The organism is Haladaptatus cibarius D43, from assembly GCF_000710615.1.
Taxonomy (GTDB): Archaea; Halobacteriota; Halobacteria; order Halobacteriales; family Haladaptataceae; genus Haladaptatus; species Haladaptatus cibarius.
This window is the reverse complement of record NZ_JDTH01000002.1, coordinates 1726883-1751721: the sequence shown is the minus strand read 5'-3', so window position 1 is coordinate 1751721 and position 24839 is coordinate 1726883. Positions and strand designations below refer to the sequence as shown.

25 protein-coding genes and 2 tRNA genes are annotated in these 24839 nt (G+C 57.9%); 15 read left to right on the top strand and 12 right to left on the bottom strand.

Going from position 1 to position 24839, the window contains the following annotated elements:
* Positions 1-738 carry an SDR family NAD(P)-dependent oxidoreductase gene (locus HL45_RS14320; protein WP_049971733.1) on the bottom strand — a complete coding sequence of 246 codons (738 nt, stop codon included), beginning with the start codon at positions 736-738 and terminating at the stop codon, positions 1-3.
* Between the two features lie 103 nt (positions 739-841).
* Between HL45_RS14320 and HL45_RS14315 the strand changes: the two genes are divergently transcribed.
* Positions 842-1291 carry a universal stress protein gene (locus HL45_RS14315; protein ID WP_049971732.1) on the top strand — a complete coding sequence of 150 codons (450 nt, stop codon included), beginning with the start codon at positions 842-844 and terminating at the stop codon, positions 1289-1291.
* 16 nt (positions 1292-1307) lie between these two features.
* On the opposite strand, the gene HL45_RS14310 is transcribed toward HL45_RS14315, so the two are convergent.
* The gene (locus tag HL45_RS14310) at positions 1308-1700 is read right to left on the bottom strand and encodes a hypothetical protein (protein ID WP_049971731.1); all 393 of its coding nucleotides are present in this window, start codon (positions 1698-1700) and stop codon (positions 1308-1310) included.
* Positions 1701-1807: 107 nt separating this feature from the next.
* On the opposite strand from HL45_RS14310, the gene HL45_RS14305 reads away from it, so the two are divergent.
* The 3 genes from HL45_RS14305 (at position 1808) to HL45_RS20485 (ending at position 4808) form a co-directional block, all read left to right on the top strand.
* Positions 1808-2785, top strand: coding sequence for an ROK family protein (locus HL45_RS14305; RefSeq protein WP_049971730.1), 978 nt, complete (start codon positions 1808-1810; stop codon positions 2783-2785).
* Between the two features lie 67 nt (positions 2786-2852).
* On the top strand, positions 2853-4358 hold the full coding sequence (locus HL45_RS14300) for an LVIVD repeat-containing protein (RefSeq protein ID WP_049971729.1): 1506 nt from the start codon (positions 2853-2855) through the stop codon (positions 4356-4358).
* Between the two features lie 69 nt (positions 4359-4427).
* Complete coding sequence (locus HL45_RS20485) at positions 4428-4808, top strand: NifU family protein (RefSeq protein ID WP_049971728.1); 381 nt, start codon at positions 4428-4430, stop codon at positions 4806-4808.
* Positions 4809-4985: 177 nt separating this feature from the next.
* On the opposite strand, the gene HL45_RS14290 is transcribed toward HL45_RS20485, so the two are convergent.
* Both HL45_RS14290 and HL45_RS20895 read right to left on the bottom strand, forming a co-directional pair.
* A complete protein-coding gene (locus HL45_RS14290; protein ID WP_049971727.1) occupies positions 4986-6416 on the bottom strand; it encodes a DUF402 domain-containing protein in 1431 nt (476 codons plus the stop codon).
* A gap of 209 nt (positions 6417-6625) precedes the next feature.
* Positions 6626-6793: a hypothetical protein gene (locus HL45_RS20895; RefSeq protein WP_158413704.1), complete on the bottom strand. Its 168-nt coding sequence runs from the start codon at positions 6791-6793 to the stop codon at positions 6626-6628.
* A gap of 160 nt (positions 6794-6953) precedes the next feature.
* Here HL45_RS20895 and HL45_RS14285 point away from each other — a divergent pair, with 160 nt between their 5' ends.
* Positions 6954-8114: a PrsW family intramembrane metalloprotease gene (locus HL45_RS14285; RefSeq protein WP_049971726.1), complete on the top strand. Its 1161-nt coding sequence runs from the start codon at positions 6954-6956 to the stop codon at positions 8112-8114.
* 25 nt (positions 8115-8139) lie between these two features.
* Here HL45_RS14285 and HL45_RS14280 read toward each other — a convergent pair whose 3' ends face one another.
* On the bottom strand, positions 8140-8727 hold the full coding sequence (locus tag HL45_RS14280; RefSeq protein ID WP_049971725.1) for a riboflavin synthase: 588 nt from the start codon (positions 8725-8727) through the stop codon (positions 8140-8142).
* 123 nt (positions 8728-8850) lie between these two features.
* On the opposite strand from HL45_RS14280, the gene HL45_RS14275 reads away from it, so the two are divergent.
* The 3 genes from HL45_RS14275 (at position 8851) to HL45_RS14265 (ending at position 10424) form a co-directional block, all read left to right on the top strand.
* On the top strand, positions 8851-9096 hold the full coding sequence (locus HL45_RS14275; RefSeq protein ID WP_049971723.1) for a DUF7533 family protein: 246 nt from the start codon (positions 8851-8853) through the stop codon (positions 9094-9096).
* A 132-nt stretch (positions 9097-9228) separates the two neighbouring features.
* Positions 9229-9816, top strand: coding sequence for a hypothetical protein (locus HL45_RS14270; RefSeq protein WP_211250858.1), 588 nt, complete (start codon positions 9229-9231; stop codon positions 9814-9816).
* Positions 9813-10424, top strand: a complete 612-nt coding sequence (locus tag HL45_RS14265) for a hypothetical protein (RefSeq protein ID WP_049971722.1) — start codon at positions 9813-9815, stop codon at positions 10422-10424. Before HL45_RS14270 ends, HL45_RS14265 begins: the two co-directional genes overlap by 4 nt.
* An 88-nt stretch (positions 10425-10512) precedes the next feature.
* On the opposite strand, the gene HL45_RS14260 is transcribed toward HL45_RS14265, so the two are convergent.
* From HL45_RS14260 to HL45_RS21280, 3 genes are all read right to left on the bottom strand, one after another.
* Complete coding sequence (locus HL45_RS14260) at positions 10513-12024, bottom strand: carboxypeptidase M32 (RefSeq protein WP_049971721.1); 1512 nt, start codon at positions 12022-12024, stop codon at positions 10513-10515.
* A gap of 75 nt (positions 12025-12099) precedes the next feature.
* Positions 12100-13941 (bottom strand): UvrD-helicase domain-containing protein, encoded by a 1842-nt coding sequence (locus HL45_RS14255; protein WP_049971720.1) that lies wholly within the window; start codon positions 13939-13941, stop codon positions 12100-12102.
* 63 nt (positions 13942-14004) lie between these two features.
* Positions 14005-14163 (bottom strand): DUF7563 family protein, encoded by a 159-nt coding sequence (locus tag HL45_RS21280; RefSeq protein ID WP_162833881.1) that lies wholly within the window; start codon positions 14161-14163, stop codon positions 14005-14007.
* 96 nt (positions 14164-14259) lie between these two features.
* Between HL45_RS21280 and HL45_RS14250 the strand changes: the two genes are divergently transcribed.
* A complete protein-coding gene (locus tag HL45_RS14250; protein WP_211250857.1) occupies positions 14260-15156 on the top strand; it encodes a DMT family transporter in 897 nt (298 codons plus the stop codon).
* Positions 15157-15192: 36 nt separating this feature from the next.
* Here HL45_RS14250 and HL45_RS14245 read toward each other — a convergent pair whose 3' ends face one another.
* Both HL45_RS14245 and cca read right to left on the bottom strand, forming a co-directional pair.
* Complete coding sequence (locus HL45_RS14245) at positions 15193-15372, bottom strand: HVO_0416 family zinc finger protein (protein WP_049971719.1); 180 nt, start codon at positions 15370-15372, stop codon at positions 15193-15195.
* Between the two features lie 108 nt (positions 15373-15480).
* Positions 15481-16830, bottom strand: a complete 1350-nt coding sequence (gene cca, locus HL45_RS14240) for a CCA tRNA nucleotidyltransferase (RefSeq protein WP_049972057.1) — start codon at positions 16828-16830, stop codon at positions 15481-15483.
* A 102-nt stretch (positions 16831-16932) separates the two neighbouring features.
* Between cca and HL45_RS14235 the strand changes: the two genes are divergently transcribed.
* The 5 genes from HL45_RS14235 to HL45_RS14220 all read left to right on the top strand — a co-directional run bounded on the left by HL45_RS14235 (position 16933) and on the right by HL45_RS14220 (position 19265).
* Positions 16933-17005 (top strand) — tRNA-Asn (locus HL45_RS14235).
* A 104-nt stretch (positions 17006-17109) separates the two neighbouring features.
* Positions 17110-17184, top strand: a tRNA-Ile gene (locus HL45_RS14230).
* Positions 17185-17257: 73 nt separating this feature from the next.
* The gene (locus tag HL45_RS20480) at positions 17258-17509 is read left to right on the top strand and encodes a hypothetical protein (protein ID WP_144240094.1); all 252 of its coding nucleotides are present in this window, start codon (positions 17258-17260) and stop codon (positions 17507-17509) included.
* 300 nt (positions 17510-17809) lie between these two features.
* Entirely contained in the window at positions 17810-18031 is a 222-nt protein-coding gene (locus tag HL45_RS20475) for a hypothetical protein (RefSeq protein WP_144240093.1), read from the top strand.
* Between the two features lie 838 nt (positions 18032-18869).
* A complete protein-coding gene (locus tag HL45_RS14220; protein WP_049971717.1) occupies positions 18870-19265 on the top strand; it encodes a hypothetical protein in 396 nt (131 codons plus the stop codon).
* Between the two features lie 364 nt (positions 19266-19629).
* Here HL45_RS14220 and HL45_RS14215 read toward each other — a convergent pair whose 3' ends face one another.
* Together HL45_RS14215 and HL45_RS14210 are read right to left on the bottom strand one after the other, a co-directional pair.
* Complete coding sequence (locus HL45_RS14215) at positions 19630-20829, bottom strand: ABC transporter substrate-binding protein (protein ID WP_049971716.1); 1200 nt, start codon at positions 20827-20829, stop codon at positions 19630-19632.
* Positions 20830-20895: 66 nt separating this feature from the next.
* Complete coding sequence (locus HL45_RS14210) at positions 20896-21906, bottom strand: HEAT repeat domain-containing protein (RefSeq protein ID WP_049971715.1); 1011 nt, start codon at positions 21904-21906, stop codon at positions 20896-20898.
* A 185-nt stretch (positions 21907-22091) separates the two neighbouring features.
* Here HL45_RS14210 and leuS point away from each other — a divergent pair, with 185 nt between their 5' ends.
* Complete coding sequence (gene leuS, locus HL45_RS14205; protein ID WP_049971713.1) at positions 22092-24758, top strand: leucine--tRNA ligase; 2667 nt, start codon at positions 22092-22094, stop codon at positions 24756-24758.
* The last annotated feature ends 81 nt before the right edge of the window (positions 24759-24839 follow it).

Here is a 24839-nt window from a genome sequence, read left to right as displayed (position 1 = left end):
TTAGACTGTTTCCGGCAACCAGCCGCCATCGACTTCCACGTTCACGCCGCTCAAGTAGTCGCTGTCCTCGTCCAGAAAGAATCGCACTGCTTGAGCCATATCCTCGAATTTCGCGGGGCGGCCACGAGGCAAGTCGTCGGGAAACACGTCCGAGTTCTCTACGACGTAGGGTGACACGGCGTTGACGGTGATACCATCGTCTTGCGTGTCTGCCGCGAGCATGCGGGTGAACATCAGGACGCCAGCCTTGGCCATGAAGTACGGCGCGTTTTTCGGACTGATGAGGCCCTTCTCCGAACTGGCGTAGCCCACGTTGACGATTCGTCCGAATTCATTGTCGCGCATGCCCGGGAGCGCTCGCTTCGAGCAAAGGTAGGTGCCGTTGACGTTCCCCTGCAACACCAGATTCCACGTTTCAAACGAGATGTCTTCCCAGTGGTCGGGTGCGAACGGGCCGACGTTGTTCACCAGTACGTCAACGGCTCCGAGTTCGTCTTCGATGGTCGCAAACAGTTCGTCCACGCTGTCCGGGTCGGTCACGTCTCCCTGCACCGAAATCGCGGTGCAACCGCGATTTCGGGCTTCCTCGGCGACTTCGCGTGCTTCTTCCTCGCTGGAGCGGTAGTGAACCGCCACGTCGGCCCCGCAGTCAGCAAGCGACAGCAGGAGTTCCTTTCCGACGCCCTTCGAACTTCCAGTGACCAGTGTGACTCTGCCGTCCAACTCCGGTGAAATCATGGTGGCTTCTTCGTGGAGGAGAAGCAACTATCTTGGCGTCTCAGTTTCTTCGATTCCGAGTTAACCCCCGCAGTTTTAAGATTCTGCACGAAGAGCTAATACCATGGCAATTGAGACGATTCTGCTCGCCGTTGGGCCGGGCGACGCAGACCGGACAGGAAAACTCGCATCCGCCGTGGCTGACGTGGCAGGGCCAACAGGCGCGACGGTTGTCCTCGCACACGTATTCACCGACGACGAGTTCGACGACGTAATCGACCAACTCGACTACGACCCGTCCGGGCAACCGAACTCGGACGAGGTGGCGGCGCGCCACGCGACGATTCGCTCGCTTTCGTCCGCGCTGGACAGAGAAGACATCGGCTACTCCGTTCGCGGCGCAATCGGCGAACACGGCGAAACCATCGTGAAACTCGCAGAGGACGTGAACGCGGACGGCGTTTTCGTCGGTGGACGAAAACGCTCGCCGACCGGAAAAGCGGTGTTCGGAAGCACCGCACAGGAAGTGATGCTGTCGGCACCGTGCCCCGTGACGTTCGTGCGAGACGACTGAGTATCGAAGTACCGAATCAGTCCCTCGCCCGTTTTCGCCATCTGCGCTGTTGTCGGCGCTCTTTGACGTGGCGTTCGCCCTCCGCGACGCTCTCGCAGACCGCCTGCTCGAACGCTAACACGTCCTCGAAAAACTCTTCTTCGAACGTTTCGAGCAGTTCGTACGTCCATCTGTCATCACCGAGGACGCCACTGGGAAGGATTTCGTCCCGGATGTGGTCGGCAAATTCGTCGTGGCCCGCCTCGCGGAGGTTCGACTCGGCGGCCTGGAGGTGGTTCATCGCCCGACCCGTCGCGTGATGAAAGTGGACGAGATAGCCGTGTGCCTTTCGTAGCCCTTCGATACCCAGTTCGAGTTCGTGCAACGCAGTTTCTTCGTCGTCGGTGAGTTCGGGAATGTCACTAGCCATGACATCACATAACGTTCTCAACGGGGTTAGTGTTAGTCGGTCGGATGAAACTCACCCGCGAGTAAATGCCTGTAGTTAAATGGGTCGGACGTCTTCTGTTCATCTGAATGGCCTACTACGCGGGTGTAGACCTCGGGGCGACGAACGTCAGAGCAGCGGTCGCGGACGAAGATGGCAACGTCATCAGCGTGTACGACCGCGGCACGCCGGGGGGTTCAACTGGCATCGCGGTCACCGAAGCGGTACTCGAATGTTTGCGTGAAGCGTGTGCCGATGCGAGTATCGACCCTGCCGAGATTCGCGCGGCGGGCATCGGCAGTATCGGCCCACTCGACCTCGCGGAGGGTGCGGTGACGAATCCGGCAAACTTACCGGACACCATCGACCGAATCCCGTTGACCGGGCCGGTCGGCAATCTCATCCACAGCGACCGAGTGTTCCTCCACAACGACACCAACGCGGGCGTCATCGGACAGCGGTTTTACAGCGACCGCAACCCCGACGACATGGTGTACATCACGATTTCGAGCGGTATCGGCGCTGGCGTCACGGTTGACGGCAACGTCCTCACGGGATGGGACGGCAACGCGGGCGAAGTCGGTCACATGGTCGTTGACCCGCAGGGAAGACGAACCTGTGGCTGTGGCCACGACGGCCACTGGGAAGCCTACTGTTCTGGGAACAACATTCCGAAGTTCGCCCGAATGTTGGCAGAAGAGGACGGTGGCGTCGAAACGTCCCTTCCTCTCGAAGACCCGGATTTCTCGGCCAAGGACGTGTTCGAGAACGCCGGACTGGACGCCTTCGCAGACCACGTCATCGAACAGGTTGCACACTGGAACACGGTCGGCGTGACCAACGTCGTGCAGGCGTATGCGCCAATCGTCGTCTACCTCGGCGGTGCAGTCGCGCTCAACAACGAAGAACTGGTTCTCGACCCGATTCGTAAGCGAATCGAAGACGGACTGCTCAACAACGTGCCGGACGTGCAGTTGACCACGCTCGGCGACGAAATCGTGCTGAAAGGCGCGGTTGCGAGCGCGCTGACCGAGGGAACCGGCGACGAGTCACTGGCACCGAACTGAATCGGTTCATTTTCGATCCAGCTCCGTCACCCGCGCTTTTATTTCTCTCGCACCCGATTAGTCGGTTATGCGACGGCGAGAGTTCCTCCGTACTGCCGCCATGGGGGGCGGAACCGCGGCTTTGCTCGCGTCCGGGGGCGTCACTGCACAAGACTCACAAGACCCGTACCGGCCGCTTGGCACCGTGGCCGTCGAACAAGCAAAAGAAGCAGTCGTTTCGGACGACGGCAAGACCGCGTTCGTCGCCGCGACGGACGGCTTCGCCACGGTGGACATTAGTGACCCCGCGAATCCGACGGTGCTGGCGGAGCGACGTGGTTTGCTCGAAGAGAGGGACGACGGCCCGATGTCCGAAATCTGGGACGCGAAAATCGACGGCGACCGTCTGCTCGTCGTTGGGCCAGCGAATCCCGCCAGCGATGTCGTTCACGGAGTCCTCCTGTTCGACGTGAGTGACCCCGCGAATCCAAATCGAGTGGCTTTCCACGAAACCGACTATCCGATTCACAACGCGATGTACGTGGACGGAGTCGCGTATCTCACGGCCAACGACGGGGATGGAAATCCGCTCGTCATGGTCGATACGTCGAACGACTCGCCGACGGAAGTCGGTCGCTGGTCGATGCTCGACTACAACTCTGATTGGTCGAAGGTCGATTCGTGGGTTCGGTCGCTCCACGACGTGTGGGTGCAGGACGGTACGGCGTACCTCGCGCAGTGGGACGCCGGAACGTGGCTCGTGGACGTGTCGAATCCGAACCAGCCCTCCCACATCGCGCATTTCGGCGGCGAACCGCTGGACGACCTCGCTTCGATTCCCGACGGGGAGGAAAACGACGCCATCATCGGCCTGCCCGGAAACGACCACTACGTCGCGGCCAACGAGGACGGGTCGCTGGTCGTCGTCAACAAGGAAGCGTGGGCGACGGGCGACGGTAGTTCGGGCGGCCCCGGTGGAATTTCCCTGTGGGATCTGTCCAACTCTCAAAATCCCGAGCAGTTGGCCGAAATTTCGGCACCGGAATCGGCCGACCCGACCTACGATTTGCAAGGGCCATCCTTGTTCCAGCAGTTCTCACTGCCGCAACTGTCCTCGCTCTCCCCGGTCGGAACCGCCTCGGCCCACGGAAAATGCCACGATTGCACCGGGGGCAGTGCGATTTCGGGCCAGTGGACGACCTCGCACAACTTCGACATCGTCGGCGACCGACTCTACACCTCGTGGTATCAGGGCGGCGTGAAACTGTTCGACATCAGCGACCCCGCGAATCCCGAGGAACTGGTTTGGTGGCGCGACCCCGAACAAACGGCGTTCTGGACGAGTCAGCACGTCTCGGATGACTTTTTCATCGGCGGAAGCATGGGTATGGACGGCAACGGAAAGGGGGCGCTCTACACATTCCCGAACCGTGCCGGACAACAGGAGAATCCGCCAAGCCTGACTTCCGGTGGCGGTGGCACGGCCAAAGACGAGTCGCGGACGACCTCGGAGCAACCCGGATTCGGCTTCGGGGTCGCCGGGGTTTCGGTGCTCGGACTGGCGGCGTGGAAACGGCTTCGAAATCGGGAGTGAGTTTTACCCCTTTCGCGCCCCGAACGAGAACCCCAAGTTTACCGTACCTCCAGCACCAAAGAATATCCAATGAGCAAGTCCAGCGAGACGGAAGCCACGAAGTCAAACCTCAAATCGCGGGTCGAACGCTGGCTGACCGCCCAAATGCCCATTATCCAAATGCACGGCGGAACGAGCGCAGTTCGAAAAGCCGACCCGGACGACGGCGAGGTCGTCATCGAACTCGGCGGGGCCTGTAGCGGCTGTTCCATCACACCCATCACGTCCCAGAACATCGAAGTCGAACTTCTCAAAGAGTTCGAGGAAGTGAACGACGTAACTGTTCGAATCGCCGACGACGGAACCAGTCAGTGGAAAAACGACCAAGCCGAGAGCGTCATGGGAATCGACCGAAGCGAGGGGGGCCGCGGTGGAAAGCTAAACACGCCGTCCGACCAAGAACACTTCTGACCCATCTTCTGCGTTCGCGCGGCGACGCCGCGCTCTCTGGAAAAATCTGAACCAAAAACACTGCGCTCCTCCCGATGGTCGTCGCTTGGCCCGCTCGTTCGTCACTGCGTTCTTCACTCGCGGAGAGTGTGCTCCGTAGCCATGTCGAATACCGATTACTGTGATTTGTTCCCGTCGCTATTTTCCGAGTACTTTCTCCACGCTCGCCGCAACGCTCCGCGCTTTGTCGGCCAGGTTCGCCGAAATATGGCCCGCTTCGACCGCCGAATCCAGTTCGTCGTCATCGACTCGCTCTACGCTTCCGTCGGGGCGCTTTACGACATCGACGTGTAAATCCACGTAGCGCACGGAACGCGGGAACAGTTCGACGGGCGTGCAGACGTTGACGTAGGTACCTTTCGACTCGCCGTCCTCGCTCCGGTAGGCCGTGGGGTACCACCAACGACCTTCGCGGAATTTGGTGATTGCCACGTCGCCCGCCTCGCGGTCGGTGCCGATGGCGTCGTAGGTTCCCGACCCCTGCATCTTCCGGCGAATGGTATACTTGCCGGACTCTGGGTCGCGCTCCGCCACGTCGCCCTTCCCGAGCGAGAAACACCGGCCGTCCGGCTTCCCGTGGTCGATGAAGACTTCGCCGTCCTCTTCCGGGCCGAACTGCCGGAGGGTCGCCCCGATGGGAACCTCGTCGCCGGGTTCGTAGAGGTCTTCCGCGAAATCGACCGCCCCGCTCGCGGCATCGTCCGCGGCCTTGATTCGGTGGTGGCCGGGCAAGGTCGTCGTGACTTCCCGTCGGAACTCGTCCAGTTCGAACCGGGATTCTCGGCCGAACCAGAGCCATGCAGTAGAATCGGGTTCCGCAATCGTCTGAGGCACGTCTGTGTCGCTCGAAGAATCCGCGGATTCTCTGAGCGCGCCGTCGATGTCTTCGGCGCGTTCGACCGCATCGGAAAGCGCGGCATCCATCTCCCCGATTTCGGCCTCGTTCGCGCCGTACTCCCATCGAACGCCCCATTCATCGGGTACGTCGGTCGGGAGCATCTCGGTCGTTCGCGCGAGTTCGCGCCTGCTGGCGTCGTCGGGCGCGCTGGCGACGACGCGGTTCACGCCTTTCGAGAGACTTGCCACGCCGCCGAACACCTGTACGTCGGTTCCGAGCAGGGGTCTGTCGCGCGACCACGGCGGTGCAGGGGTGTGAACCTGCACGCGAACGTGATCGCCTTCGTCGATTCTGCGGTCGATTTTCCGGAAGGGAAGAAAGCCGTCTCGTTTGCCGAGGCTCACGACCGCACCGCTTCCGAGGGTTTCGCTGACGACGCCGTCGAACAGCGCGCCGCGGGGGGTCGGGTCGTCCCAGTGGAAGGTGTCGATGCCGATTTCCGCCAGTCGATCGCCCACTGTTTTCACTGTATCCTGATCGCCGAACAGACCGATTCCCTGCCGGTCGTCGGTCGTTTCGACCGTCGCGTCGTATTCGCCGGTTTCGAACTTGGAATCGAACCGTCGCTGGATTGGTGGCGAAGCTTGCACTACGTCGAAATCGTCGACGAGCAGGTGTGTGAGTGCGGTGGTGTAGATACCGCGAACGCGGATTCGACTGTCGAAACTCATCGGTGGTGTTCGGAAAAACGGGGGGTGGTTGGTGTTCGGGCGGTCTGCGTTCGGATGGTTGTCACGCTGAAAGCGAGTGTCGCGCGGGAGGCGAGCGTGTCGCGCTGGGGAGTCATACCTCCCGGTTGGTGTGCAGGGGTTTTCAGCGTGACGAGGTCGGTCGTCGTGATGTCGGCGGTGTCGCAGTCGTCGGTCTGGAACCGTCTGCTTCAGTCGTCTGCGGGGATGGCACCCGTCCAGTTCGTGTCGGTGCCGGGTGTGATTTGTTCATCCACCCATCTGTCGTCCTCGACCTCTACTTCTTCGGCATCTACTGCCTCGCTATTCTCTTCTCGTGTGTCTTTCCGTGTCGATTCTTTCGGCGGTGCCGAGTACATAATTCCTCGGCTGTGACTCGTGGGTGTCATCGTGTGTCACGAATCGACAGTCCTCCCTAATAAACGCAACCCTACATTTGTTTATGGTATATAATTTCATATAAGGTGTTTAAGGTTTACTTGCCGAACGATTTACTCTCTGCCCGTGCGAACTCCCGCCATGGACGAGAATCGTGACCCTGTCGCTCGCGGAACCGACGACTCGGTCGATTTGTACGACATTGCGACGTGGGAAGAACGGTCGCGTTTGGACTGGTTCGCCACGAAATTCTACGGACTACTCGTCGCCTCGGCGCGGGCATTCATTATTCTCCTCGCAATTGCGATTCTCCTCGTGCAGTTCGCACTCGGAGGGCTCGCGGCGATAACCGACCCATCCAACCCATGGGTCGCAGTGTTCGTTCTCCTTTCGGTCGTCCCCGCGTTCGCCCTCGCGGCCTACATCTGGCACGCCGACGTGACGATGTCCGAACCGCTCCCGCTCCTCGTTGGAACGTTCCTCCTCGGCGTGCTGTTCGCCGGATTCGCGGCGATTTTCAACTCCTACACGCAACCGCTGTTCTCGTGGATTCCGCTCGTCGGGTCGGCGCTGTTTTTCTACATCGTCGTCGGGCCAATCGAGGAAACCGTGAAGTTGCTCGCGGTACGCCTGTTCGCCTTTCGGAGCGACCGATTCGACGCCGTCATTGACGGTGCGGTGTACGGCGCGATGGCCGGACTAGGCTTTGCAACCATCGAGAACGCCCTCTACATCAGTCAGGGGGTGCTTGACTCCTCGGGCACCGACCCACTCTTGCAAGCCGGGCAGACCGCCGTTTTTCGGTTGTTTGCCGGGCCGGGCCACGTCATCTACTCTGCCTTCGCGGGCTACTACCTCGGACTGGCGAAGTTCAATCGCGAAAACGCCGGGCCAATCGTCGTCAAGGGTCTGTTCATCGCGGCGGTCATCCACGCCACGTACAACACGTTGGTCGGGTTCGTCCCCGGTCTGGCGTCGTTAGTGTATCCATCAGTCACGCCCGTGATGGCCTACATCGTCTTCGTCTTCATCTACGACGGCTTTTTCGGCTATCTACTCTATCGGAAACTCGACCGCTACCGCGACCTGTACGAACAAACGGGCCACCACGATTCGGTAACCTTCGGCGTCGGTGAGGGCAGTCAAGTCGCAGAAACTGGACGAACGGGCGAAAAGAGGAAAATGGTTGACGGTGCAGAGGTCAGCGAACTAAACACCGCCGAAACCGACGATTCGAACGATTCAGCGGACGAGACCGACTCGATTTGGGACGACGATCCGTTCGGATACGACCGAAAGTAGCTCCGTCTGCCCTATTCCGCCAGCCCTATTCGGCCAGCAGTTGTTCTGCATACTTCGCCAGCACGTCTACTTCGAGGTGAACCGGGTCGCCGGAGCCTTTGTCGGAGAGGTTCGTCACGTCGCGCGTCGTCGGGATGATGGCCACTGTGAACGTGTCCTCGCCTTTTTCGGCCACTGTGAGACTGATGCCGTCCAGCGCGACCGACCCCTTGTTCACGATGTACTGACCGAAACCGTCCGGAATCACAAACTCGTACTCCCAATCCTCGCCGACTTGTCGAACGTCAACGACCTCTGTCGTCGTATCGACGTGCCCTTGGACGAAATGGCCATCCAGTCGCGCGTCCGCCCGCAGTGCCCGCTCTAGATTGACGACGTCGCCCTCTCGTACCTCACCGAGATACGTTTTCGAAAGTGTTTCCTCGGCCAGAAACACCTCGAACGTTTCGGCGTCGAACTCCTCGACGGTCAGGCACGCGCCGTTTACGCTGATACTCGCGCCGTGTTCGACATCCGCGAGGGCTTCGTCCCCCGCAATTGTCAGTCGTCGCCCGCCCTCCGCGTCCTCGACGCGACGAACCTCGCCAGCCTCCGCAACGATTCCGGTAAACATAACAGAACTGTGACGCCGGACGGTTGAAAACCGTTCCGGAACGCGGTGTCGGTGCGGGGTTGTCGTGGTACCGACCCAGCGCCGTGGCGTCGCACTTTTAATCGGTCGTTGGATAGAAGCGGTATGAAACTCGGTATTCTCGACACCGTGAGTCTGGCGGCGACGCTGGTGTTCGCGCTCCCCATCGGACTCCTCGGTATCGAACGCCTCATCGCCGGACAGACGCTTCTCGGCGGGGCGTTCGTCGCCATCGCCGTGCTGATGGTGTTCCTCCGCGAATGGTTGACGACCCCCGAAGACATTCCGGCCAGTGCGGCGAAAAAAGTGGTCGGAACCGTTGCTAAAACCGACGACGACGAAAAAGAGTGACGCGGTAGATTCACTGAGAGGACGATACTCGCCCCCGTTTTGGAGGCTAAAATGCAGACCAGTGCGGACGTTCTACCCTTGAACCGCTACAGGTAGATAACAGTTTTAACTGCTACTGCCTCAAACGGACGGATGATGGCGCTCGACCGACTCGTTACCAGCAAACGAGTGAATGCTATCGTGGGGTGGACGATGATAGGAACAGTCATTCTCGGGGCAATCACGAGTTTCCTCACGAACGTTATGCTTTGGGGCTGCTTCGCGCTATTCGTCGTCATCGTGGCATCGTTACCACCACTGGTAGCCCGCGACTGGACGGCACTGATTTCGTGGCCAGTCCTGTCCGTCGCTGCTATCGCTGTGGTTGCTCTAGCGACTGGATTACACCCTGAAATTGCAGGTTATTTTGCAATCGCGGCGCTCGCATTCGTTATCGTCGTCGAGATCGACGTGTTTACAGCCGTCGAACTGAGTAGTTGGTTCGTTGTCGGCTTTGGAGTTTTGACTACGATGGCGATAGAGGCACTCTGGATTATCGCCCAGTTCGTTTCCGATTCGTGGTTTGAGACGATGTTTCTTCGTTCGCAAACCGAACTGCAAAACGAGATGGTTCACGTCACCGTCGTCGGATTCGTAGTCGGCGGATTCTTTTGTTGGTTCTTCGGGAGATTCGAACCCGTGGGAGCCGTCAACCACTCATCGAATACGGAAACAGAATGACGATAGCCGACACGCTGGGACTGTCGGATTCGCAGGAACGAGTCATCGTACGCGTTCTGCAAGGAGTGTTGTTTGGGTTCCTCGTCTTCGGATTGACGACGGGACAACTGTCGATGACCATAACCTCGGGTATTGCGCTTGGCGTAACACTCTTTCCGGCAATCCTCCGCCGGGAGTATGGCTATGCGATGGATGCAGGACTCGTTCTCTGGATTACCATCGCGATGATTCTCCACACCGCTGGCTCACTGAGCCTGTATTCACAATATCAGTGGTACGACGAGGTGACACACACCGTTTCGGCGACGATTGTCGCAGGAATTGGCTATGCGTCTTTCCGCGCGTTAGAACTTCATTCCGATGCTATCGACGTTCCATCGGAGTTTCGAACGATATTCATCGTCGTTTTCGTCCTCGCGATGGGTATCTTTTGGGAGATTTTGGAGTTCGCTCTTGGCGGGCTAATTACTGTTTATGGCGTTGATGACATCGTTACCGACATGATATTCAATACGGTCGGTGCGCTCATCGTGGCAATTTGGGGAACCGGGTACGTCGGTAGTCTCGTCGGATTTTTTCGGGAACGACTGCGCTCAACCGAATCCTAAGCGGAGAAATCCCCGAACACATCCGTTCGCCGGATTCCGAAAAACGGACATCCAAACGCTCAATCGAAGTTACAGCCAAAACGCCGTCTTAGTCCAAATCGTAGATGTCGCTGTACTTCTCCTCAACGTACTCCAAGAAGTAGTCGGCGGTGAGCGGTTCGCCGGTTGCTTCCTCGATGAGGTCGTCCGTCGTGTACGTCTGCCCCTGCTGGTGGATGTTCTCGGTCAACCAGTCGCGGATTGGGGCGAAGTCGCCCTCTCGAATGCGCTCCATCGGGTCGTCGATTTCTTCTTCGATGGTCGCCCAGAGTTGGGCCGCGAAGACACTGCCGACCGTGTAATTCTGGAAGCCGCCGAATCGACTCGTCCAGTGAATGTCCTGCAAACAGCCTTCCGAGTCGGTTTCCGGGACGACGCCGAGGTAGTCGTCCATGAGTTCGTTCCAGCGGGCCGGAATCTCCTCTACGTCCAACTCGCCACCGACGAACTCCTGTTCGATTTCCGATCGCAGAATGATGTGCATGTGGTAGGTGAGTTCGTCGGCCTCCACGCGAATCATGTTGTCCGTGAATACCTGATTGACGGCTTCGTAGGCCTCCGCCACGGTCACGTCGTCAGCCTGCGGGAAGTGGTCTTTGAACGTCGGGAGGAACAGTTCCCAGAACGCCTTCGTCCGACCGACGTGGTTCTCCCAGAACCGGGATTGGGATTCGTGGATGCCCGAACTCCGCGAATCGCCGAGCGGCGTTCCGTACTCGTCGTCCCGCAGGCCGAGTTGGTAACTCGCGTGACCGAACTCGTGAATCGTCGCCGTAAGCGACCCGATTGGGTCGTTTTCGTTGTATCGCGTCGTCACCCGAGCGTCGAACTGCGTGCCCGACATGAACGGGTGGGGCGCGGTGTCGAGACGACCGCGATTCCAGTCGTAGTCGAGTGTGTCGAGCGCCGCTCGCGCGACTTCCTCCTGCGTGTCTGTGTCGTAGCGTCCCGAAAAAGCATCGTCCGCGATGTCCGCGCCGTTCTCTTGAATGTCTTCGATGAGCGGAACCAATCCGTCGCGGAGTTCGTCGAAAATTCGCTCGACGGTAGACAGTTGGAGGTACGGTTCGCCGTCCTCGAACATGACCTCGTATGGGTCTTTGTTGGCGTCGATGTGCTCCGCTCGCTCGATTTGGAGTTCGCGCAGTCGGTCGAGATACGGTTCGAACGTCTCGAACTCGTCTTCCGCTTTCGCTTCCTGCCACGCCGGTTGGGCCTCGCTACTCGTCTCGGCGATTTCCGTGACGAGGTCGCTGGGAACGTCGATTGCCCGGTCGTACTGTCGCCGGATTTCGCGGACGACCGCCGACTGCTCGTCGTCCAGTTCTTCGCTTTCGAGTTCGTCTAACAACTCGCCGGTTCGCTCCTCGGTCAGCAGTTCGTGCGTAATCGACTGGAGCGCCGAAAGTTGTTTTGCGCGCGCTGGTGTACCCTCTTCGGGCATCTTTGTCTGCTGGTCCCAGTAGAGAATTCCCGTCGCGTTTCCGATGTTGGCAATTCGCTTGATTCTGGTTTCGAGTTCGTCGTAAGTGGAGTGAGCTTCTTGTTCGGAAGTTGCCATCAAATCTATTCCACCGGCTGACGGTATCAATGCACGGGTATCGGAAAAGACGAAATGAGAACTCTGTGTTCTCGCCTACTGCGCTTCGAGTTCTTGGTCGAGGATGTCGTCAACCGACTGCTCGTTCGGTTCGTTGAACAACAGCACGTCTAGTTCGAGCGTCGGCGCGCCGCTGACGAGGTTTTCCATAAGAACAAGGCGCTCGCGGGCGCGACTCATGCCGACGTAGAAGACGCGGCGTTCGTTGTCGGTGAGGACTGGAACCGGGTCAGTACTCGCCGTAAATTCGTCCACGCCGGGAAGGTCGATACCGTCGTTTTCCACGGTCGCAGCCATCTGCTCGACCACTTTTTCGGTCAAGTCGGTGGCGACGAACACGTGGTCTGCTTCACGACCTTTCGCGCTGTGGATGGTACCGATACGGATGCGGTCGCGCTCCATCCCTTGATATTTGCCCATGAAGTAGGCGTTCATCGACCGTTTCTGATAGCTAGTTACTTTCCGAACCATGTCGGACGCCGATTCCGGGCCGGGCATGAACGGCGCGAAGTCCCGGACGAAATCCCCGTCGAACTCCAGTTCGGTGAGGTCGTCCACGTCTTTCTCTTCCTTGCGCTCGTCGATGGCGTCGAACATCTCGTCGCGGTCGTTCGAACCGAACGTGGAATCCGCGAGCATGTCCGCGAGTCTGCGCGCTTGCAGACCGTCGATTGGTTCGTCTTCCTCGATTTGTTCGACTGCATCGACGTACTGGTTCAGCCTATCCGTCCACATCCGCTGGTCGGTGAGGGTGCGGAACGGCATTCCCTCGTCGATGAACTCGTCGATGAACCGGAACATCTGGTAGCGGGCGCGGAACAGCACCATTGCGGTGCCGTCGAACTCGCTTATCGTGTACCGAACGTTTCGCACGAGGTCTAACATCGACGGACTCTCGACTGCCTCGACGGTGCCGCCCTCTTTCCGTGGTTTGAGGTTTTTCTCCTGTCGCTCGTCGATGTGGTCTACCTCCTGCTGGACGACTTTGAGAACGCGGGAGGGGAGACGGTAGGAGGTGTCGAGAATAACGTCTTCGCCGCCCTCTTGCAGGAGCAGTTTCGGGTCTGCGCCCTGCCATGCGTAGACGACCTGGTCGTCGTCGCCCGCGATGAGGACGTTCTCCATGTGGGGTTTCCACTCCTCGTAGATGTCGAACTGGAGTCGGGTGATGTCCTGAAACTCGTCGATAACGAGATAATCGACGCTGGGGAGAAGCGAACGCTGTTTGACGCGTTCGAGCATGTCGGCGAAGCCGACGAGTCCTTCGTCACCTTTGTACTTCCGCCAGCCTCGAATGGCCTCTGGAACGTCGAATCGGTCGTCACTGCTCGGCCATGTCGGGGTGTATTTGTTTCCTTCCTGCGAGTTTGGGTCGATTTCGGGTGGCAGTCGAACCGTCTCGACGTCCCACTGAAACGGAACGTCGTACCAGTCGGCAACGTCGCGGCGGGTTCGCTGAAGCCACTGAGAAGTTGCGATAATCTTGTTTCCGAGCGTCGTGGAGCGTGCCGTCCTGCGACCCTTGCCGCTGTACTCGTCTTCGTACTCCAGCCCAAAATCCTCGCAAAATTCCTTTTTCTGTTTCTCGCCGACGACGTCGCCGCGAGAGAGATTGAGCAGTTCGTAGGCTTTCGCGTGCATCGTACAGACGTTTCCTTGGAGCGAGCGAGGGTCTACGTCCAGTCGTTCCGCGAGTCGCTCTCGAACCTCGTTTGCCGCCGCACGGGTGTAGGAGACGACGAGAAGGTCGTTTACCGTGACCTCGTCCTTCGAAAGGATGTCCTCGACTCGGTCGAGGAGTTCGGTGGTTTTACCGCTTCCCGGTCCACCGAACAACCGAGTTACTTTCGCGTCAGTCTCTGCCGTTGGCATAGTCATTACACCACCACAGGTGATGGGGACGTATAAAACGACGTGAATCGGACTGACGGCTGTTTCGTCTCAGGCGCTGCGCGTCGAACGCGCCTTGCGTACCTCGGAACCGTCCCGGATTTTGTCCTCGCAGTTCGGGCAGACGCGCGGATTTTCGACCCCCGGTGGCGTGAACACTCGTGCATACGTCGCCGTCACGAACGAATCGCAGTTCTGACACTCTGGCATTTTCTCCTCGATTATGAATGTGGAATATGATAGTATATTTCTGACGACATCTGGATGAGCGCGGCAGTTATGCCGACGAGTGGAAACGTTTCTATAATGGCGATTCCCGTCGAGGTGTACCTCCTTTCGCTCGTCCCGGCCCTTCTCTGGGGATTCGAACCTATCGTCTCCAAGCGAGCGATGGCCGAGGGTGGCGACTCACTCCAAGCGTCACTGGTCGTCGTCATCGTTGACACCGCCGTTTTCTGGCTTGCGCTCGTCGTACTGGAAGGCGGAAACCCGCTTTCCGACCTCTCCCACTCGACCATCGGCATCTTCCTCTTCGCGGAATTCGTCGGAACTGCGGTTGGCCGACTGGCCGCATTCGGTGGTGTCCGGCGCGTCGGCGCGAGCGTCAACAACGCCGGAGTCAGTGCACGACCGCTCTTTTCGGCGACGCTGGCCGTGTTCGCTCTCGACGAACCGCTTTCGCTCGCAACCGCTGTTGGGATTCTCGTGCTCGTCGCGGGACTTGCAGTTCTCGCGCTAGCCAAAGGTGGCGACCTTGCCGGGTGGGAACCCTACGAGCTATCGTTTCCACTCGTCGCCGCGGCGGCGTTCGCGATCGGAAACGTGGTTCGACGATTCGGACTGGAGACGACGCAGGCAACCGCTCTCGAAGCGGTTACACTGAACGAAACCGCGGCACTGGTCGCATTAGGGGGCTATGCTATCGCCAGAAATCGTCGTGGCGTGCTCTCCGCACCGAAGCGAACGTACTGGCTGTTCGCGGTGAGCGGTCTGCTCACCGCGGTCGCACTGCTGTCGCTGTTTTCCGCGTTGGCGCTCCCTGAAGGCCGGGCCGCCATCGTTGACCCCCTAACTGGAACCGCGCCGCTGTTCACGACGCTCTTTGCGTACTTTCTGCTCAGGGACGTAGAACGAGTGACCCGCGGAATCGTTGCGGGCGCATTGTTGGTCGTTGTCGGTGCTGGAATCATCACCGCGCTGTGAGCGCGGTTTCCGTTTGCTGTCTCCTGTTTCTACTGTCTACGAATTCCACCCGCAAACTGTGCATTCAGTTGCGGCCATTTCGTGGAGTCCGCCGCACTCCGGGCACTGCTTTTTGTTATACTCCTGCTCCCAGTCTACTCGTTCTGTCTCGTGACCACGGTCGGTGAGAAACTGGTCGAACACGGACTCGTCGTTGCCGGTCGGTGCGGAAGCCATACATGCTATGCTAATGCACACCATCCATATAATCCTGATGGTCAAACAGATGCCAAACTGGTCTGAACTTCGAAAATTGTAGAAAGTTTCCCGGCTCGTTCCGCACAATTACGGTTTCGGGGCGAAATACCGCGCGAGTTCACGTCCGAACTCCTCGGCGAGTTCTCCGATTTCGCCGCCGGAAAGCACCTCGTATCCGCGTCGCATCGTCTTCTCGACGTGGACGCCGAGTGCGGCGTCGAAGACCGAATCACTCTCCAGAAACCCGATTGCCGTCGTGAACTCCCGCTTTCGCTCGACCGCGTAGCGGTCGCCGTCGATGAACGGGCCATACGAATCGTCGGCGTCGTACTTCTCGTAAAATCCGGTCGCGTGCGCGCGGACGTGAACCGGCGGGCCGTCGTGACGCTCGATTGCCGGACGCTCGGGCACGGACAGTTCGAAAAACAGCACCGCGGTTTCGTCCGCGAACAAGTCCGCTCGAAGGAGTTCGAATCCACGGCGGGAAAGCGCGTCAGCAACCCCGGAAAGCGATTTCTGTAGTTGCGGATACAGTTGGTCTTCGACTACGTCCGGCGCATCGAATCGAATCGCAACCGGTGTGGTTCCGCGATCAGCAACGAACTCGCTCACCTCGCTGGACGTGAGTGGGTCGGGAGAATCGGCGAAAAAGAGCGATTCGCGCGGATTGGCGAGCAAGTCGCGTGCATAATGCTGGAGTCGGGCGAAATTCTCCGGCGAGAGAACCGCGGCGACGTTACGCTCCGGGTCAGTCGGGTCGATGACCACCAGCGGGTCGCCGAACGTTTCCGTGCCGTGGTCTTCCGGGTCGAAGCGAACTGGCGGGTGCCAGTCCGCGACCGCTTCGAGCAATGCCCGAAAACCGCCGTATTCGAGGACGAGCAGTTCTGCCAGATAGCCTGAAAACCCCTCCGTGCGGAGGTCGCTTCCGTATGCCCCGATTCCTTTCAAAAACTGCTTGAACAGCAGGACTTCGCCCGCCAGTTCGTCGTCCAATCGCGCTTCGAGGTATTGGGTGTGAAACGGCGTGCGGTCAACCGCCGACTGGATTTTCGTCGCCGATTCGACGCGATAGCAGGGAACGAGGTCAACGTCGAACCCCTCGAATTCACCCTTGACGTAGGGATGTTCCGCGAACTCCTCGTGACCCCCCGGCAGGACTTCGTGGCCGATTTGCAGTCCGTACGATTCCAGCGTCTCGCGGTCGAGTTCCGGCGGAAATCGAACGAACAGGTCGATATCTCGGTCGCCGCTCGTCCACGTTCCGCGGGCGGTGCTTCCCACCTGTATCACGTCGGCCTCGACCGGCAGGTCGGCGATCGCGTTTTCCGCTCGTTCGGCCAACGACCGGGCGACCTGCTGAAGCCGTTCGCGCTCGTCGCCGTCCGGCTCGACTTGCTTGCGGACTTCCGCGACGACCTGCTCGAAGCGTTCCATCGTGGGATGGTTTTCCACGAATGCGTGAAAGCGTATCGATGCTACTGGCCGAAAACGAAAGCCCTATCAAAGAACTCCGTCTATGTGGAAATGCAGTCGGAAGCCGCCGTAGCTCAGTTGGTAGAGCACCTGGTTGTTACCCAGGTTGTCCCAGGTTCGAGCCCTGGCGGCGGCGCTTCTCTCGATTCACTGTTTGGTGAGTGGTTGCTGTGTTCTCTGCCGGTATCCGCACAAAACCCGGTACGTTAAAGAGGCGTCACAGATTACCGATAGCCGACAGGGCCCTTAGCTCAGTCTGGTTAGAGCGCTCGGCTCATAACCGGGTGGTCATTGGTTCGAATCCGATAGGGCCCATCCAGATTTTGGTTGATTCTGAGCCAACGGCTTCGCGTCCGTAAGCGTCTGTAGCGGTTATTTTCACTCTTGGATGATTGATACAGTTAGTGTGTCGGTGCTCTCAATTGTTGAACGCTCCTATGGAATCGAGATAGTCACGCATTTCAACGACGAACGTCTGGTAGCGCTCGATATTTTTCAACGCATTGTAAATAGTGTCGTAATCGATGATTCGGCCATACTTATGCAAGACAACATTCTGGAATCGAATACTTTGCGTCATCTGTTGGCTGCCGAAGATGAGAGTACACCAATCTCGCCGAGTGACCGCATCGGTTCGTGATTCCTTCCCGGGGGTTGTCTCTGCTTGTATTTGACGATTCTTTACCAATATCGATGATGCTTTTGTCGTCTTCACGAACCGCCGCTCAACGATATCACGGGTATTCGAACTTCTGACACCAAATCTACCACCCGATGGTAAAGTTCAGCGGCGTGACTTTACCATTGAGACTTGAGTTCAACCGTCTCAATCGATTCGAGGTACGTCATGAACGACCCGAACCGGTACTTCTCATTTCGCATTATATTTAAAACAATAGTATAAAAAATATATAAGTTAGTTACGTTCTGGAAATCATGTATGGATGAAAATCCAGAAGATATGACTAGAAGAAGTGCGATGAAAACAGTGGCTACTGGTATTGGAGTGACAATGGCCTCTGGGACGGTTCTTGGTAAAAAGGGAACCAATACAAAATCGGAACTCCCCGCACATGTGTCCGGAACGCGAAAATACCACTTCACACCGGACTCAGAAAGCAACGGGTTTGTGCGTAGAGAGCATTTAATACTTCTGATATAAAATCTCGAAACGGTGGCAGTCGCAAGGTTAGTTTCGAAACTGAAGTTCTCCCTCGTGAATCGATCCCAGAACAGTACCGAAATCCAGATCGAGCATTTACAGTTGAATACGCTGATGATGCGGTACTTGGTACTGTTGAGCAACATATGCGTGCTGAAAAGCAGGAAAAAGAACAGATGTCGAAGGATGGCGTGACATCTCAGGGCATCATTGACCCTGATGGGCCAGGAACTTACAATGGCCTCTCTATACATACAAATCGGGGTCGATTAACGAGAGAACTGCACCAATCAACGTCGCGTGGTATAATTTGGGTAAGGATGCTAAGGATATCAAGCAGCAAATGAATAATAATGGTTGGGGAAGTATTTACTGGCTCTCTACCTCAAAACACATCGGGTACGATACGAGCAATGGCTACGTAACGAAGGAGGAAGACAAACATGGCAAGAAAGAGGGTGGTCTAGTTGTTGGGGAACAGTGGCACGGTCGACTGTATAATATCCCTAGCGACTATTATGGTGGTTATGAGGTAGTCGGAGCTTTCCACCGAGATCCTGCTGATCACGGTTGGGTACCCGGTAATGAACAGTGGCGATTCGCAGATTCTCGCCGCGAAGTCGTCAGCACATGGGAAGATATCGCTTGTCCATCACTGAACCGAGATGTCGGGAATGGTGGGACATACCCATCTTCGAACGGAAAGCTTGGAGTCATATTTTGAATGGAAAGTCTAAACTAAGAAGTATAGTATATGAATAACGTAAAATTCACCAAAGGAGAGACTAAATTGCAGAATAAGATGCCTACAGGTACTTCCAAAGGAGTATACGCATAGATGTTGGAGTGGCTCTTCCCAACTGTGTCAAATCCTTTAGGCCTTGCTGCACTTATCGCTGTGAGAATCACTCTCAACGTGATTTTGACTGTGACTGTCGCGAGGGCTGTTGGTTTCAGAACCGTGACCACCGCAGTAGCAGGGACAGCGACATTCCTCTCGGGTGCTCTAGTGGTGTTAATCTTTAGTTCCGGAGAATTCGGACTCTACGCATCGTACGCTGAATTTACCCTACAAGCCATCGTAATCGTCCTTGCTGGATACGTCATCGTTACGTCCCTATCCACTCCTCTGTCCAGACTCCGACGTGCAGCCGGTGCAGTTGCACTTATCGGTGCAATCCTGGTTCTTCTCTCCATGATTCCACTTTATGGAGATGCATTCGTTGCACCATAGGTGGTGCTGAAAACTCCATCTCCGATGTCTTTTGCCATAATAATATTATATCGTAAATATCCACATCAATATTCATATACTCGATGATTATATTCTCTAGTAGGTAATATGTGATCTATGATATTTAATATGAATCCCACTTCTTTATATAGCCCGTTTCAGATACCTATGTACCTATAAACAGATATCTGCAAATCCCGAATATTTTGAATACGCTCCGATAGGGCCCATTTCTACCGAACTACATTCGTGAGCAACAGGATGCTGTCCACCGATTCGAGAATATTGTCTACAAACGCATGATGGAAAAACGAGGGTCGATTCCGCCCTGGAATCGACCCGCGACCGTACCTGCTGTCTCTTCTCAGAACTCCCCGTTCACGATGTCTGCAACCCGTTGGCGGTCGAATAGCTGGTTGTCTTCCGTCACTTCCCCGAAAACCTCGGGATACAACTGCTTTGCTCCCCGTTCGGTCAGAAAGAGGTTGTGAATCGGCCCTTGATAGAGGGAGCCGCCGCGGTAGACGCGGCCGTTTTTCACGGCTGTCAACCGACTCGCAACCGGATGGTTTCGCATAAATTCGAGAACCGTGTTTCGGAACTCGGTGGCGGACTGTCGCTCGTGGGCGCGCAGGAGTATCACGTCGGGGTCGATTTCCAGCATCGTCTCGTAATCGATTCGCCCGCGGTCTGTGGTGCTGATACCATCGATACCGGTGCTTCCGAGCGCGTCGGTGACGCCGAGGTCGCGCCACTGTTTCTTGCTCGTTCCCTTGTCGTTGAGGCGATACGGCGAGAACTTCTCCGGTTCATTGCTTCCTTCGTAGACGAGCAAGACGTTTGGTCGGTCGTCTTTTGGCGGAAGTTGGCTTTGGATGTCTGCAATGAACTCGTCGTGAAGCGTTTTGAACGCTCGATACCGTCCCCCTTCTCCGAACAGTTGTGCGATTTTCTCGAATGCTTCGTAGAGGGTGTAGTATCGGTAATCGTGCCAGTCGTCTTCCCGTCGGAAAATTAGGTTGCCGACGAACGGGCCGACGTTCGTCGTGATTTCTTCGACGTCCGTTTCGCTCCAATCGAACCAGTTGACGAGCATCTGCGGATCCATGACGTGGACGTCGTTGTCGAGTTCGTAGAACATCTCCTTGGACATGCCAGCCTCGCCCAAGTCGTTGTTTTCGAGCGTCTGGCGGTTGACGCTCACACCGGGAAGTTCGTCGTACACGGCGGTGTAATAGCGGTCTACGCCGCCGATGCCGGTCATACCGTCCGCTTTGCCGAGCGCGACGCCCATGTCGGCGTAGCCGCCGCCGTATGCGACCCACTGTTTGGGAACCGAATCGAACGTGACCCGGCCGACTGGTTCCATGGAAACCGCGTGAGAAGCGTCCCGACCAGTTTCAGATTGGTCGTTCGAGGCCGCCGTGTCGGTTGTCGCCGATGTTGCCTCCGTCCCTGAGTCGCTCGTACACCCGGCAAGAAAACTTCCGCCGAGTACCGCACCGCCGTACTTGACGTACTCCCTGCGTGTCGGCGCTTCGTGGTTTATGGTGTCTCTGACCATGTGATTTAGGCTCGCCTAAAACATAATAACTGCTTCGATTTTTAGGCTTGCCTAAAAACAAATCGCTCAGTGCGGCCCGCCGCAACGTGGACACATCGGCGGGGACTGTTCCGGAAGTGCAAGTCCGCAGTGGGGACACTCGTCGTCCGACGCGGTGATTTCGGCAACCGCGTCGCTGGTCGTCGCACGAACTCCTTCGACCGTTCCTATCCCGTCTCCTTTTTCATCGGCCGTAGCCACCTCGTTGATCGCTCCGAGGGCGAACCGCTCTCGGTGACGGGTGAACGGTTCGTCATCTTCCTGCCGTTCTTCGAACTCCTCGAAAAACGACGCTGGAAGCGAATCTTTTTCGGTATCTGCACGGGCGAGTACGCCGAGTGCTTCGACGGCCCGTCCGCGGACGTGGGCGCTTTCGTCGTCCAATTGCGCCACGAGCGAATCAGTCGCGTCAGCGACTGATTCGGGAGACTCGCACCCGACGACCACGACCACCGTACAGAGGTGATACCGAACGAGTTCGCTTTCGTCATCGAGGTGGGTTGCGAGGGTCGATACCTGATGTTTCAGCCGAGTCGGGTCGCCCAGCGCGATGTGTTCGAGTGCTTTCGCCAACTTCTTCTTTACCGCCGATTCGTCGAACGACAGTCCGACGTGCAAGTCCGCCACGACTGCTGGGGATGCAACTGTCTCGGGATGCTCGCGTGCGACGTAGCCGAGCGCCTCCGCGGAGCGAGCGCGAACGTAGTAGAACTCCTCGTCGTCGGCAAGCCGTTCACCGAGTGTAGACACCACCGGAACGACAGCGTCCGGTTCGGTTTCGGCGATAGCGACGAGCAGTTTCGCCGTGGTCAGGCGAACCGACCGCTCGTCGTCAGTGAGAAACTCTGAAAGCGTCGGGACGAGCGGTTTCAATGCGGATGGGTCGTCGTCCGCGAGCGAACGGAGCGCCTGTACCGTCGCTTTTCGCTCCTCGGTCGGTGCCGTTTCGACTCGTTGTACATACTCTCTCGCCTCGTCGTGGCTGTTCTGCTCGATGAGTCCGAGGAAATAATCAGTGGTGTGTGTCGAATCGTCCATGATACGGAATCCGTTACGTCCACCGTCACGGAGCAGTGTCAAAAACGTCCGGCGTTTCGTGTTGTTTCCGGTTCTGTCCGCAACGTGCCGTAGGAGACGCTTCTCTGCCGAATAACGCCCGCACGTCCATGAGTTTGATAGCAACACTTAGAAGACACTGAACGCTATATCAAGTAGACGAACACATGTCTGAGGAGGGATACGACCATGCGACTATCGAACAGCGCTGGCAAACGGCGTGGGCCGAGGAGGATGCCTATCGGACGCCGGACGACGCGGAGCACCCTACCTATGTCTTGGGAATGTTTCCGTACCCGTCCGGAAAGCTCCACATGGGCCACGTCCGAAACTACACGATAACTGATTCCTACGCCCGATACCGCCGGATGCAGGGGGACGACGTACTGCATCCGATGGGGTGGGACTCCTTTGGCCTTCCCGCAGAAAACGCCGCGAAGGAGCGCGACACCGACCCCCGTGAGTGGACGATGGACTGCATCGACACGATGCGCGACCAGATGAAGTCGATGGGGTTCGGCTACGACTGGGAGCGCGAGGTGACGACCTGCACGCCGGAATACTACCAGTGGAACCAATGGTTGTTCCAGCAGTTCCACGACGAAGGTCTCGTAGACCGACGCGCCGCCGAAGTGAACTGGTGTCCTTCCTGTGAAACCGTGCTGGCGGACGAACAGGTCGAAGGCGAGGACGAACACTGCTGGCGTTGCGGGACGATAGTCGAGCAACGCGAGTTAGACCAGTGGACGCTAGCCATCACGGAGTACGCAGACGAACTGCTCGAAGCGATAGACGAGTTAAAGGGCTGGCCGAACAGCGTTCGCCAGATGCAACGCAATTGGATTGGCCGACAGGAAGGAACCACGCTGGAGTTCTCCATTGAAGATCACGGCCCCGTGGAAGCGTTTACGACCCGCGTGGACACGATTTTTGGCGCGGCGTTCTTCGCGCTGGCTCCCGACCATCCAATCTCGCAGGCGGTGGCCGAGGACGACGAGAGCGTTCGCCGATTCATCGAGGAAGAGGCCGACCCGGACGGAGACGAACCGAACGGCGTCGAAACCGGTCTGACCGCGACGAATCCCGCAAACGGCGACGAAATCCCGGTGTTCGTCGCGGACTTCGTCCTCTCGGATGTCGGGACGGGCGCGCTGATGGGCGTCCCCGGACACGACGACCGCGACCACGTATTCGCCTCGAAGATGGGCGTCGAAATTACGCCCGTCATTGCCCCCGAACCGGAGGAAGGCAAGTCGAAAAACGGCGAATCCGACCCCGAAGCACCCGATGTGAGCGAGGGTGCGTACACCGAGGACGGCGTCTTGGTGAACAGCGGGGACTATTCCGGACTGAAAAGCGAGGAGGCCCGCGAATTGCTGACCGCGGACATCGACTCCGCACGATTCCACACGCAGTACCGCCTGCGCGATTGGCTCATCTCCCGACAGCGATACTGGGGAACGCCGATTCCCGCGATTCACTGCGACGACTGTGGCCCGGTCATGGTTCCCGAGGAAGACCTGCCGGTCGAACTGCCGGAGTTCATCAACACGACGGGGAACCCGCTTGACGCCGCAGAAGAGTGGAAACACGTCGAGTGTCCCGAATGTGGCGCGGACGCCGTCCGCGAGACGGACACGATGGACACCTTCGTTGACTCCTCGTGGTACTTCCTGCGGTACATCTCGCCGGACGCAGAGGATGCACCGTTCGAAACCGGGAAGGCGGACGACTGGATGCCCGTTGACCAGTACGTCGGCGGCATCGAACACGCCGTGATGCACCTGCTGTACGCTCGGTTCGTCACGAAAGCAATTGCCGATTTGGGCATGTTAAAGCACCGCGAGCCGTTTACGAACTATCTTGCGCAGGGGATGGTACTCTTAGACGGCAAGAAGATGTCCAAGTCGAAGGGGAACACGGTGTCCCCACAGCGGATTTCCGCAGAGTATGGCGCGGACACGGCGCGCCTGTTCATGATGCAGGCCGCCCAACCGGAACGGGATTTCGACTGGTCGGAGGAGGGGGTTCGTTCCACGAACCGCTTCCTCGCGCGATTCAAGAACGTGGTCGATAGCTTCGACGCTGAATCGGCAGACGGCGAAGACGATTCCGTCGCGGAGTACGTTCGCAACGAAATCGACGCGACGATTGCCGTCGCAACGGGGCAGTACGACGCGCTGATGTTCAACACCGCACTGCGCGAAGTCCAAGACCTTGTGGATACGCTGCGTACCTACGCGGATTACACCGATGTCCACGCGCCGACCTTCGGGCGCGGCCTGACGGTTGCGACTCGACTGCTGGCCCCGGTTGCGCCGCACATCGCGGAGGAACTGTACGACGAACTCGGCTACGACGAGTTCGTCGTTGACGCCGACTGGCCGACTCCGGAAACGGAAACCGAGGATACGGTAGAGCGCCGTCAACTGATAGAGAACACCCGAGAGGACGTGCGCGACATCATCGACGTCGCGGGTATTTCCGATCCCGAGCGAATCGACGTGGTGGTCACGCCGGAGTGGAAGTATCGCGCCCTCGAATTAGCGATGGACAGCGACGCGGACAACCTCATCTCCGAACTGATGCAAGAACAGGAAATCCGCGAACAGGGTGACGCCGCGGCCTCCTACGGCCAAGACCTGCAAGCGACCCGCGAATCGCTGACTCCGACGCTCACGCCGGAACGCGAGTACGAGGTGTTACAGCAGACCGCGTGGCTCATCGAACGCGAGTTCGACGCCCCTATAAGAGTGATGACAAGTTCGGACGCCGACGAGGGGACAGTTCGGAAGGCGGAACCCGGTCGTCCCGCCATCGACATTCTGGAATAGTCCGCACATTCTATTTTCTCGCTGACGCCCGAAACCGCCCGCGTTGAACTGCTTAATACGTGCAAAACGGTCGTAAACGGA

Excerpts from the sequence above, each read along its gene's own strand:
- HL45_RS20485 (WP_049971728.1), top strand. The coding sequence starts at position 4,428 with ATGAGCAAGTCCAGCGAGACGGAAGCCACGAAGTCAAACCTCAAATCG.
- HL45_RS14255 (WP_049971720.1), bottom strand. The coding sequence starts at position 13,941 with ATGACTATGCCAACGGCAGAGACTGACGCGAAAGTAACTCGGTTGTTC.
- HL45_RS14300 (WP_049971729.1), top strand. The coding sequence starts at position 2,853 with ATGCGACGGCGAGAGTTCCTCCGTACTGCCGCCATGGGGGGCGGAACC.
- HL45_RS14275 (WP_049971723.1), top strand. The coding sequence starts at position 8,851 with ATGAAACTCGGTATTCTCGACACCGTGAGTCTGGCGGCGACGCTGGTG.
- HL45_RS14245 (WP_049971719.1), bottom strand. The coding sequence starts at position 15,372 with ATGGCTTCCGCACCGACCGGCAACGACGAGTCCGTGTTCGACCAGTTT.
- HL45_RS14265 (WP_049971722.1), top strand. The coding sequence starts at position 9,813 with ATGACGATAGCCGACACGCTGGGACTGTCGGATTCGCAGGAACGAGTC.
- HL45_RS14320 (WP_049971733.1), bottom strand. The coding sequence starts at position 738 with ATGATTTCACCGGAGTTGGACGGCAGAGTCACACTGGTCACTGGAAGT.
- HL45_RS14310 (WP_049971731.1), bottom strand. The coding sequence starts at position 1,700 with ATGGCTAGTGACATTCCCGAACTCACCGACGACGAAGAAACTGCGTTG.
- leuS (WP_049971713.1), top strand. The coding sequence starts at position 22,092 with ATGTCTGAGGAGGGATACGACCATGCGACTATCGAACAGCGCTGGCAA.
- HL45_RS20895 (WP_158413704.1), bottom strand. The coding sequence starts at position 6,793 with ATGTACTCGGCACCGCCGAAAGAATCGACACGGAAAGACACACGAGAA.
- HL45_RS14210 (WP_049971715.1), bottom strand. The coding sequence starts at position 21,906 with ATGGACGATTCGACACACACCACTGATTATTTCCTCGGACTCATCGAG.
- HL45_RS14285 (WP_049971726.1), top strand. The coding sequence starts at position 6,954 with ATGGACGAGAATCGTGACCCTGTCGCTCGCGGAACCGACGACTCGGTC.
- HL45_RS14270 (WP_211250858.1), top strand. The coding sequence starts at position 9,229 with ATGATGGCGCTCGACCGACTCGTTACCAGCAAACGAGTGAATGCTATC.
- HL45_RS14280 (WP_049971725.1), bottom strand. The coding sequence starts at position 8,727 with ATGTTTACCGGAATCGTTGCGGAGGCTGGCGAGGTTCGTCGCGTCGAG.
- HL45_RS14250 (WP_211250857.1), top strand. The coding sequence starts at position 14,260 with ATGGCGATTCCCGTCGAGGTGTACCTCCTTTCGCTCGTCCCGGCCCTT.
- cca (WP_049972057.1), bottom strand. The coding sequence starts at position 16,830 with ATGGAACGCTTCGAGCAGGTCGTCGCGGAAGTCCGCAAGCAAGTCGAG.
- HL45_RS21280 (WP_162833881.1), bottom strand. The coding sequence starts at position 14,163 with ATGCCAGAGTGTCAGAACTGCGATTCGTTCGTGACGGCGACGTATGCA.
- HL45_RS20475 (WP_144240093.1), top strand. The coding sequence starts at position 17,810 with ATGGATGAAAATCCAGAAGATATGACTAGAAGAAGTGCGATGAAAACA.
- HL45_RS14290 (WP_049971727.1), bottom strand. The coding sequence starts at position 6,416 with ATGAGTTTCGACAGTCGAATCCGCGTTCGCGGTATCTACACCACCGCA.
- HL45_RS14215 (WP_049971716.1), bottom strand. The coding sequence starts at position 20,829 with ATGGTCAGAGACACCATAAACCACGAAGCGCCGACACGCAGGGAGTAC.
- HL45_RS14260 (WP_049971721.1), bottom strand. The coding sequence starts at position 12,024 with ATGGCAACTTCCGAACAAGAAGCTCACTCCACTTACGACGAACTCGAA.
- HL45_RS20480 (WP_144240094.1), top strand. The coding sequence starts at position 17,258 with ATGATTGATACAGTTAGTGTGTCGGTGCTCTCAATTGTTGAACGCTCC.
- HL45_RS14305 (WP_049971730.1), top strand. The coding sequence starts at position 1,808 with ATGGCCTACTACGCGGGTGTAGACCTCGGGGCGACGAACGTCAGAGCA.
- HL45_RS14220 (WP_049971717.1), top strand. The coding sequence starts at position 18,870 with ATGTTGGAGTGGCTCTTCCCAACTGTGTCAAATCCTTTAGGCCTTGCT.
- HL45_RS14315 (WP_049971732.1), top strand. The coding sequence starts at position 842 with ATGGCAATTGAGACGATTCTGCTCGCCGTTGGGCCGGGCGACGCAGAC.